Source organism: Microcystis viridis FACHB-1342 (assembly GCF_014698335.1).
Classification (GTDB): Bacteria; Cyanobacteriota; Cyanobacteriia; order Cyanobacteriales; family Microcystaceae; genus Microcystis; species Microcystis ichthyoblabe_A.
Genome location: NZ_JACJSV010000105.1, coordinates 1 through 10,524 on the forward strand (window position 1 = coordinate 1; position 10,524 = coordinate 10,524).

General features: G+C 42.0%; 8 protein-coding genes and 1 pseudogene. 4 read left to right on the top strand and 5 right to left on the bottom strand.

Annotated elements, in window-relative coordinates; genetic code table 11:
- Positions 1-199: 199 nt before the first annotated feature.
- The 5 genes from H6G40_RS21740 to lysA all read right to left on the bottom strand — a co-directional run bounded on the left by H6G40_RS21740 (position 200) and on the right by lysA (position 5,095).
- The gene (locus H6G40_RS21740) at positions 200-1,312 is read right to left on the bottom strand and encodes a hypothetical protein (protein ID WP_002776369.1); all 1,113 of its coding nucleotides are present in this window, start codon (positions 1,310-1,312) and stop codon (positions 200-202) included.
- Between the two features lie 137 nt (positions 1,313-1,449).
- The gene (locus tag H6G40_RS21745; RefSeq protein ID WP_002738222.1) at positions 1,450-1,764 is read right to left on the bottom strand and encodes a DUF1825 family protein; all 315 of its coding nucleotides are present in this window, start codon (positions 1,762-1,764) and stop codon (positions 1,450-1,452) included.
- Positions 1,765-2,002: 238 nt separating this feature from the next.
- The gene (uppS, locus tag H6G40_RS21750; protein WP_069475096.1) at positions 2,003-2,752 is read right to left on the bottom strand and encodes a polyprenyl diphosphate synthase; all 750 of its coding nucleotides are present in this window, start codon (positions 2,750-2,752) and stop codon (positions 2,003-2,005) included.
- Positions 2,749-3,669: a diadenylate cyclase CdaA gene (gene cdaA / locus H6G40_RS21755; protein ID WP_036400954.1), complete on the bottom strand. Its 921-nt coding sequence runs from the start codon at positions 3,667-3,669 to the stop codon at positions 2,749-2,751. The genes uppS and cdaA overlap by 4 nt, the downstream gene beginning before the upstream one ends.
- A gap of 22 nt (positions 3,670-3,691) precedes the next feature.
- Positions 3,692-5,095, bottom strand: a complete 1,404-nt coding sequence (gene lysA / locus H6G40_RS21760) for a diaminopimelate decarboxylase (protein ID WP_002735363.1) — start codon at positions 5,093-5,095, stop codon at positions 3,692-3,694.
- 576 nt (positions 5,096-5,671) lie between these two features.
- On the opposite strand from lysA, the gene purM reads away from it, so the two are divergent.
- The 4 genes and pseudogenes from purM to H6G40_RS21775 form a co-directional block, all read left to right on the top strand.
- Positions 5,672-6,697 carry a phosphoribosylformylglycinamidine cyclo-ligase gene (purM, locus tag H6G40_RS21765; protein ID WP_069475095.1) on the top strand — a complete coding sequence of 342 codons (1,026 nt, stop codon included), beginning with the start codon at positions 5,672-5,674 and terminating at the stop codon, positions 6,695-6,697.
- A 442-nt stretch (positions 6,698-7,139) separates the two neighbouring features.
- A complete protein-coding gene (locus tag H6G40_RS23545; RefSeq protein WP_242028823.1) occupies positions 7,140-7,283 on the top strand; it encodes a hypothetical protein in 144 nt (47 codons plus the stop codon).
- A 102-nt stretch (positions 7,284-7,385) separates the two neighbouring features.
- Entirely contained in the window at positions 7,386-10,079 is a 2,694-nt protein-coding gene (locus H6G40_RS21770; protein WP_242028824.1) for an MGH1-like glycoside hydrolase domain-containing protein, read from the top strand.
- 110 nt (positions 10,080-10,189) lie between these two features.
- A pseudogene (locus H6G40_RS21775) lies at positions 10,190-10,375 on the top strand (transposase); the annotation flags it as partial.
- Positions 10,376-10,524 lie beyond the last annotated feature (149 nt).

Consider the following 10,524-nt stretch of genomic DNA (forward strand, 5'->3'; position numbering starts at 1 on the left):
TGAATGATGCCCATCTGAAACATAAAAAAGAACTGGATTCCTTGCTGACTCTACGATTTCAGAAGTTTAATAAATCTCAGATTATGAACGTCTAAAGTATAAATTAAAAATGGATTTTAGGTTCGATCCCCCCTTAATCCCCCCTTGATAAGGGGGATATATGATAATTTTTAACGCCTACCTACTTAGATGATTTTATTTAGGTTCTGCCTAGGGATTTATTGACACTGGTTTCAATTTGATAAATGGATGAAAGGACGCTACCTTGATGATTATTGACTAGATCATATTTGACTTCTTGTAAATAATTAAAAATGGCATCCCGCAGAATCGGTTTTTCAATGTTTACCGTGTGCTGATAGTCCCATAAATCCCAAACTATCAAACCAATTCCCACGATTGGATCGATTAATTCTGCGCCAAAACTACTCGCTACTGCTCCACCCGTTTTAGTGGCAATTTTCGCCCCGGTTTTTCCCGCTAGGGACAAATAAACTGTGCTGCCCACTTTCACCACTGGGATGAGAGATTTAACTCCCAAAGCAGTGGCACCACCGACTAAAAGTTTAATTGATGTGTTAGAAATATTGCCCTCGGTATCTTGAATTGTTATGGCTATATCGCTAAGATAACGGTCCCATTTACCTTGGGGAATTTGATAACTGGCCTGAATATTCTCTAATTCATTGCTTAAATTATTGACATATAAATTAACAGCATCCCTAGTAATTCTCTCTAGACGTAATTGTGCTTCTTGGGGACGAATTACCCGTTTAGTAAACTCGGTTTGAATAGTTTTGGTCAAATTTTCTGCCACCACCTGTTCCGAGGGTGGATTATCTGTATTGACCCAGTGAGCGATCGAGGAGTATAATCCGCTTAAAAAGGCCTTACCCTCAAATTGTTTTTGATTGAAATAGTTAAAATACCAAGGCAAAAAACCCTGATCTACTCGTGTCATCAACTCCTCCACCCATCCCTCAATTTCTCCTAGGGCGAAGTTTTGAGAATTGGCTCTCGCTGTCTGTAAAGCTTGGCTAATTTCTCGATCGATTTTACTGTTAGATTTTTGGGGTATAGTGATGGGAATCTCTAGGTTAGTTTCTGTAGCAACCTTAGTTTTTAACGGTTCATTGCTGGCAGTTCCTAGCCAAATTTTCCCTAAAAGAGGCACGATAACCACTAGAACAACTATAGCCCAAATTAACGGGGTGATCGCCTTAATCAGTTGACTGATTGCCTGAATGCGGTTAGTTTTTTCACTATACTGAGGTGGCTCAATATTTTCTTGTGAATCTGGCCTAGAGTTCATCAGCTAACCTACTTAAAATTATTAGATCATCGTTCTCAAAAAACCGCAAACCGCAGAAACCCCAAATTTCTCAGCAGTAAACTGGAGAGAGCATTATCGGGCAAAAGACAGCCAATACCCGATAAATATCGGCAATTTTAGCGAATTTCTGCCTTCATCCGCTCAAGGGTTTGCTGCATTTGGTCGAACATCATTTGCGGAGTCATGCCAAATTGACCTAATTGGGTTTTTAGCTGTTCTACGGTCATTTGGGCGGAAAAATCTTCAGATAACTCGAAACGCTTCATAAATATCTTGTAGCGTTCCATTAACTCCTCCATCCTATCGATAAAGATGATTTTACCCTCTCGATCGAATTTCCCGTACTCGCTGCCCAGTTGTGTGAGGGACTGGTAATCCTCAAATAGCTGTCTAGCTTCCTGTTGAACCACTTCTGAGTCAAAGAATCCCATAATCTTAAAACTGCTTATCGTCGATAGTTATTTTCCATCCTATTTTATTTTAGCCGGGGAAAAAGTCTAGCTCTGGCCGATTTACGGATTACCGTATTGGGGAAATGGAGAGGATCACAAACGGCCCCCGTCGCGGTTTAACCGTTGCCCCAGGAAGTTTAAGATAAAAAGTGAAAAATCAAAAATTGTCCTTTAACTGCCCCACAGGGGCTATTTCGCTAAATTTGGGCTGTAGCCCTTATAATTTGCCAAAACGACGATGACGACCCTGATAATCTTTTAAAGCGTGGTGAAATTGCACTCGATCGAAATCGGGCCAGAGGGTGTCAGTAACGTAGATTTCCGCGTAGGCCATTTGCCAGAGTAAAAAATTACTAATTCGCATTTCCCCACTACTGCGAATCAACAGGTCTGGGTTAGGAATCCCGGCAGTATAAAGATACTGTTCAAAGAGAGATTCATCGATCGCTTCCGGGGAGACTAAACCCCGTTGCACCTGACGAGCGATCGCCTGACAAGCTTGCACGATTTCCTCTCGGCCGCCATAATTAGTAGCCACCGTAAATTGAATACCGGAATTTTTGCTAGTTTCTGCTTGAGATTTAGCAATTTCCCGTCTTAAAGACTCTGGCAAGGCTGATAAATTACCAATAAAGCGAATTTTAACATTTTCCTGCATCATTTCCTCCAATTCCCGCCGTAAAACCCGCTCGAATAGAGTCATTAAAAATTCTACTTCCTCGAGGGGACGACCCCAATTTTCCGTCGAAAAAGCATAAGCAGTTAAAGCGGGAATCCCCCAGTCACGACAACAGCGCAGCAAGTCCTTGAGTGCATCTACTCCCCGTTGATGGCCCATAATCCGGGGTAAACCACGATTTTTCGCCCAACGACCGTTCCCATCCATAATCACTGCGACGTGCTGAGGCAAACGGTTTTTATCTAAATCCGTAGGTAATTCTGGTGATAAGCTCGGTTTAACAGTCATTTTCTATCTTTCGGGGTTGCGCTGGGCGAACGGGAGAATTTTTCTAAGATTAGACGACCTTTTAAGCCAATTGTACGCCCTAAACGTCCCCAACTCGGTGCGACCACTTCCCCCTCTCCCGACGGAGAAAACTTCGCTTCGAGCAGCTCTTTTAGTTTACTACTGGTTAAAGGCCGATCCAAATTACCTCCGGACGCGAGGGAAATCGAGCCGGTTTCCTCAGAAACCACAATACAGATACAATTATCTATCCTTTCGGTAATACCCATGGCTGCCCGATGACGGGTGCCTAATTGCCTAGAGGTACTGCGCTCCGATAGGGGTAGAATAACACCAGCGGCCACCACTCGATCGCCCCGAATAAATACGGCTCCATCGTGCAGTAAAGTTTTAGTTTGAAAAATAGTTTGAATTAATTCCTTAGATACTTGGCCATTGAGCGTCACCCCCGGATTGACAAACACCTTGGTATCGAGATTGCCACTGGTTTCTAATACCATCAGCGCACCGGTGCGATTTTGAGATAGATCCTTCACCGCGTCCACTAACTCATCAATGACATTATCGGTCTTGGGAGTGGGGGAACTTTTCTGAAATAACTCCCACACTTGACCTTTGCCCAATAATTCTAAAAAACGGCGGAATTCCGACTGAAAAATCACAGCGATCGCCACAGCTGCCCCCAAAATCAATTTTTCTAGGACTAACCCCAGCAAGCGCAATCCTAGAGCATCGCTAATCACCGAGGCCAGCATTAAATAGATTAGTCCTCGCACCATCCAAAAGGTACGCCGCTCGCCGATAATTAGCAGCAGCATATAGGTAAGGAGGAGAACTAACCCAAAGTCTAGGAATGACAGACCATGGCTGAGAATCCAGGACAATAACCGGCGAGGGTCTAGAAAAAAACCCGACATGGGGGGACAATAGCGATGAGGTTTATATTAAGGAGAGTCGATTGGGTAAGCGGTCTTGACGCAGCAAATCCGCCAGATTTTCCCGTTCAAGGATCAGATTAGCTTCTCCATTTTGGACAATTACCGCCGCCGGACGGGGTAAGCGGTTGTAATTAGAAGCCATACTGTAGTTATAGGCCCCCGTGGCTAAAACCACTAAAATATCCCCTGGGTTGGTTTTCGGTAGCGCAATATCCTTAATTAGAATATCGCCAGATTCACAATGTTTTCCAGCTATTGTCACCACTTCCTGACATTCTTGACTCATTTTATTGGCGACCACGGCCCGGTAAACCGATTGATAGGTAATCGGTCGGGGATTATCGGACATTCCGCCATCGACGGCGATATAGGTGCGGATTTCGGGGATTTCTTTGCGATTACCCACTGTATAGGCTGTTACGCAAGCGGTGGCAATCAGAGAGCGTCCCGGTTCGGCAATAAGCAGCGGATAAGCGATACCTCTTTCCTGACAAGCTTTGGCCACTGCTAAGGACACCGCTTGTACCCATTCCTCGATACTTGGGGGGTCATCACTTTCAAGGTAGCGAATCCCTAAACCACCACCGACGTTTAATTGCTCTAGGGGTAAACCCCGTTCTAAACCTAATTTAAACCAATCTGCCAGCACAGCGGCTAAGTCTTGGTGGGGTTGACGTTCAAAAATCTGGGAACCGATGTGAGCGTGTAAACCCAGACAATTCAGCTGCGGATGAGCTAAAACATAGTCAAATACTGCTTCGATTTGATGGGGGTCAAAACCAAATTTACTGTCTAAGTGACCCGTGCGAATGTATTCGTGGGTGTGGCACTCGATACCGGGGGTTAACCGCAATAGAACCGGAATAGGGGTATCAGGACGATTTTCGCCTAATTTAACCAGATTTTCTAACTCTAGCCAGTTATCAACGATAATAATGCAGTTATGCTCGATCGCGTATTCTAATTCGGCGATCGATTTGTTATTACCATGAAAGTATATTGGCACAGCGGTTTTATTGATCTGGTCTAAAGCGGTTAACACCGTGTGAATTTCTCCGGCCGACACCACATCAAAACCTAATCCTTCACTAGCGACCACGGCCGATACGGCCAGGCAATTCCACGCTTTCGAGGCATAAATTACCCTAGATTCTCCGGGATAATGTGTCTGGAAACCTTGCAGGTATTGACCACAGGCAGTGCGGAGGGTGACTTCATCGATAATATACAAGGGTGAACCGAAACGTTCCACTAGGGTGGTCACATCGCAACCACCGATTTCTAGACAATCGCGGTTATTAACCTTGGCTGTCAGGGGTAACAGGGTTTGATTCGGGGATAGACAATCTTGATAGGCTAAATATTTTTGTCCAGAATTGCTGATTTTAGGTTCAGTTGATAGCATGATCGGTGTTTTTTGTCAAGAAATCGATAATTTTTGTTACAATCTCCGCGCATCCCCGATTCAGTCAAGGGAATTTTGACCGTCGGTGATCTAGATATAGTCATTTCAATTCAGATTGAGAATATCAATGCCAGAGTTCATAAGGATTCAACCAGTCTAGATTGTATCAGACTTATCTGAAATGACGATAACCAAAATAGTTATCTCTTTCACTTTACGACCAGTTATAACCTTTCTCTGATCAGTAAAAATCCCTAGGAAATCCTGCTAAGTACCTAAGCAAAATTAATTACACATATCTAACCCCGCTCTTGCCTCTTGCCTATCTTCACTAGGAAATTAATTTTGCACGACTACTTACTAAATCTGGTTATTAAAAACTGATTATTTATTCTCCTTTGCTTATTGCCTAATGCCTAAATTGCCAAATGCCTTTCTCTGTAAGAGTTTCATTCCTTATAACCCTGTCCGTTGCATAAGACAAACCGAAGAACCATAATTCATAATTTATAACTCATAATTCCCATAGGACTGAAATCCGGGTAAAATTTGAGAGATACAATCGGTCAATTGGGCATGGATTATAAAGAAGCAGGCGTGGATGTGGAAGCGGGACGCGCTTTCGTCGAGAAAATTCGCCAAAATGTGGAAAGTACCTTCCGTCCCGAAGTTATCGGCGGTTTAGGCGGTTTTGGCGGCTATTTTCAGTTACCTTCTGGTTATCAGCAACCGGTGTTAGTATCGGGAACTGATGGTGTGGGAACCAAGCTGAAAATTGCCCATAGTCTCAATTGCCATGATACGGTGGGAATTGACCTGGTGGCCATGTGCGTCAACGATGTCCTAACCTCCGGGGCCGAACCTTTATTTTTCTTGGATTATCTCGCCACTGGTAAACTGGAAGCGTCACAGTTAGCGGCGGTGGTATCGGGAATCGCTAGTGCCTGTCGTGATAGTGGTTGTACTCTTTTGGGAGGGGAAACGGCGGAGATGCCGGGGTTTTATTCGGCGGGAGAGTACGATTTGGCGGGTTTTTGCGTCGGTATTGTCGAAAAAAGTCAATTACTCGACGGCAGTAAGGTGCAAATCGGCGATGTGGCTATCGGTTTAGGCAGTAGTGGGGTTCACAGTAACGGTTTTAGTCTTGTTCGTAAGATTATCGACACCCAGGGCTTAAATTGGCAAGATTGCCCCGCAATTTTAGCCGGCTCTAGCTTAGGTGAAGTTTTGTTAACTCCCACTAGACTTTATGTTAAACCTGTGCTAGAACTGCTACGCTCTGGGTTAGATATTCACGCCATGGCCCACATTACTGGGGGTGGCATCCCGGAAAATTTGCCCCGCTGCTTGGGTAAAGGGCAGTCTGTGCGGATTTACCGCGAAAGTTGGCCAGTTTTGCCAATTTTTCACTGGTTAGCCCAGATGGGTTCGGTTAATCCCGAAGCCATGTTTAATACTTTCAATATGGGTATCGGTTTTGTGATCATTGTCCCATCAGATCTGGCGCAATTGACTATTAATCAACTACAATCCTCTGGGATTAATGCCTACCAAATCGGCGAAGTGATTGCCGGTAAGGGAGAAATTGTTGGGCTTGATTAAAGTTAGTTGAGGCTAAGAAGATTTTGCCATGAATTCCACCAAAAAATCAGGTTGACTGGCTGGGATAGCAGCAGAGTTTCGGCCTATCCCCAACCCAATTTATATTAAGTTTTTTTACTTAAGTAGTTATACTTAGTTGGCTTCTCGATAGAATCAAGTCAGAACCTCATAAGGCACTTTTTCAGAGAAAAGGAGGTTATAGCCATGCAAGGAACGCCTATCCCCCAACTATTAGGAGACCAGTGGTCTGGGAAAAAGGTTCTGGTGACTGGAGCTTCGGGATTTAAAGGCAGTTGGTGATTTGACGCTCCCCGAAGCGCTCATGGGAGGGATTCTTGGTTCAACAAGTCCACCATACCAAGTACCTAAGTACAGGACAAAAAATCTAAGGACTGCAAAAAGCTAAGTACAGGACAAAAAATGAAGATAAAGGAGAAAAGTCATGTTGACAACTCAAGATACCCAAAAAGATAATTCCTTCGCAGAAGCTCGGAAGCAAACTGAAGAATACAAACGCTTGCAAGAAGTCCGTGAACAAAATATCCCTTGGAAAAAATGGGGTCCCTATTTAAGCGATCGCCAATAGTCCACTGTCCGAGAAGATTATAGTCAGGATGGTAATGCTTGGAACTATTTTACTCATGATCATGCCCGTTCTCGTGCTTATCGTTGGGGAGAAGATGGAATATTGGGAATTTCTGATGAGCGTCAGCATCTTTGTTTTGCTATTTCTCTTTGGAATAGTAAAGATACTATTCTTAAAGAGCGATTTTTTGGACTAACAGGAAGCGAAGGAAATCATGGAGAAGATGTCAAGGAATATTACTTTTATCTAGATAATAACCCCACTCATTCTTATATGAAGGCATTGTATAAGTATCCTTATGAATTTCCTTATGATGATCTCGTTGAAGAGAATCAAAAACGAAGAAATGCTAAGTATAGAGGAGAAGAACACCCTGAATATGAGCTAATTGATACAGGTTGCTTTGACAATAATAGTTACTTTGATGTTGTTATTGAATATGCCAAGAAGACTCCTGAAGATATTTTAATTAAAATTACTGTTGGGAATCGAGGCTCTGAAGCTCATCCACTACATATTTTACCTACTCTCTGGTTTCGTAACACTTGGTCTTGGTTGGGAGATGCAGAAAGGGAAAAACAAAAACCAAGTTTGCAGAAAGTTGCCAATAATGTAGCTACTATTAAAGCCCATCATAGCGAGTTAGGTGATTATTATCTCTATTGTCAAGGAGATACTCCTCTGTTATTTACTGAAAATGAAACTAACAACGAACGCATTTTCCATACTCCTAATGCGAGTAAATATGTTAAGGACGGAATCAACAATTATGTCGTTAATCAAGAGCTAGATAAAGTCAACCCTGAACAGAAAGGGACAAAAGCCGCCGCTCACTATAATCTGACTATTGAAGCTGATGCTGATAAACCTCAAGTGATATGGTTGCGCTTGACAGATATTGCGCCAGATCAACTACCTGATGCTAATCCTTTTGGAAGTGATTTTGAGAAGGTTTTTGACAAGCGCAAAGAAGAAACTGACGCATTTTATCAAGCTATTACTCCTTCAGATTTTCCAATTTCAGATGAGGAACGACAAGTTCAACGACAGGCATTTGCAGGAATGCTATGGAACAAGCAATTTTATTACTATATAGTTCAAGATTGGCTCAAAGGAGATTGGTCATATCAAGACAGAAAGTGGCATAAAATATACCCCTCAGATAGCCTACCAGATAAAGCACAATCCGACACTAGAAAATTTAACTCCAAATGGACTCATCTACATAATGAAGACATAATTTCTATGCCAGATAAATGGGAATATCCCCAGTATGCTGTCTGGGATTCAGCTTTTCATGCTGTTACTTTTGCTTTAATAGACCCAGATTTTGCTAAAGAACAATTATGCCTATTTTTGGAAGAAGGGTATATCCATCCTAATGGACAGTTACCATCTTTTGAATGGAACTTTAGTGAAGGTAATCCACCTGTTCACGCTTGGGGAGCTTGGCAAGTTTATCAAATTGAGCAAGATATGTATGGTTTTTCGGACAAAGATTTCCTAAGAAAAATATTTCACAAGCTGAATAGTAACTTTAATTGGTGGTTAGAAGTTCAAAAAATACCCGAAAAGAATCTTTTTAGTGGAGGCTTTTTAGGACTAGATAATATCAGTCTCATAAATCGCAGTCACTTTAAAACTGATGATGTAAAAATTGAACAAGCAGATGGAACAAGCTGGATGGCTATGTTCTCCTTAAATATGCTGAGAATTGCCATAGAGTTAGGAAGTCAAGACCCATCTAGCGAAGAGATAGAAGCTGCAACCAAGTTCCTCAAAGAATTCCTGAATATCGCCAATGCTATCAATGATATTACTGAAAAAAATAGAACGCATTTGTGGGATCAGAAGGATGAATTCTATTACGATATTCTCAGTATTGTTCAGGAAAATTTGACCCTAGAGTTTCCCTTGAAGTGTCGTTCATTAGTCGGTTTAATTCCCCTATGTGCGATTGATATTTTTGAATCCGACAGTCAGGAATGTCAAAACCAGATAATCGATGCTTTTCAATCTAAGTTCTCTAACCCTAATTCATTGTCCCAATTGTTCTTGCCAGGAACCGACTTTGATTACTTGAGAGGAAAATATGAAAGTTTCTACATCGCAGACAAGCACAATCATAATAATAACCTAGAAATGTATTTGTCAATTGTTGACTTTGATAAGTTGCAATTAATCGTCAAAAAGCTACTGGATAAACAGGAGTTTTTGAGCGACTATGGTATTCGCAGTCTTTCAAAAGTTCACGATCCTAATTCTGAGTTTGGTTCGCCTTACTCGATTCCTTGCTTCATGAAAGATATGTATGGCAGTGTTTTACCTTCCAGAATTCTCTACGAACCGGGAGAAGCAGGTAACTCTCCTGTACATACAGGTAATTCTAATTGGCGCGGTCCAATATGGTTTCCTGTGAATTTTCTAATCATTGATTCGCTTTATAAGTTTCATGATTACATTCATGACTGTCTAGGAGATGAGTTTAAAGTGGAGTTTCCCACTGGAGAACGTGGAAGAAATACTCTTGAACAAGTAGCGGTAGAAATATCCAAACGCTTAATCCGTATTTTCCTGCCTGATGAGTCAGGGAAACGACCAGTTTATGGAGATAACTCAAAACTTCGCGAGCTTTTCAAAACCCCTGATGGACAGGATTTAATACTGTTCTACGAATATTTTCACGGAGATACCGGTCAAGGACTGGGAGCAAGCCATCAAACAGGTTGGACAGGACTCGTAGCTAATTTGATCTATAAGGTCGGAGAATATAACCATAACGTCAGTTCGGGATAAGGGTGGAAAGAAAAGGCGGGGGCTAGTAAGCTGAAAAATATATAAACTCAGCACCCCCAACCCATCTATGTCTAGTCGAGAAGCTCTTTTCTGTCCTGTCGACGACGGATATTGAGTTTTTTGCTAAACCCAAACGGAACCTGAAAAATCGCTTAATCCGCCTTCATGACCAGCTTTTATCCCGTAAGCGTTCTATTGTCGAGACTATTATTGACCAACTCAAGAACATCTCTGGGATTGAACATTCCCACCACCGCAGTCCTGTTAATTTTTGCGTTAATAGACCTCTTGCATAATTTTTTTATGGTATAATATAAGGTTTTGCTTTTTTCTCAATTCTTAGATTGAAGTGGAAAAAAGAATAAAATGTGATCTTAGGTCAGGAAATCATCTATAATTTTGCTATGTTTATTAGCAAAATTATGGATTATCAAAACTTATCAGA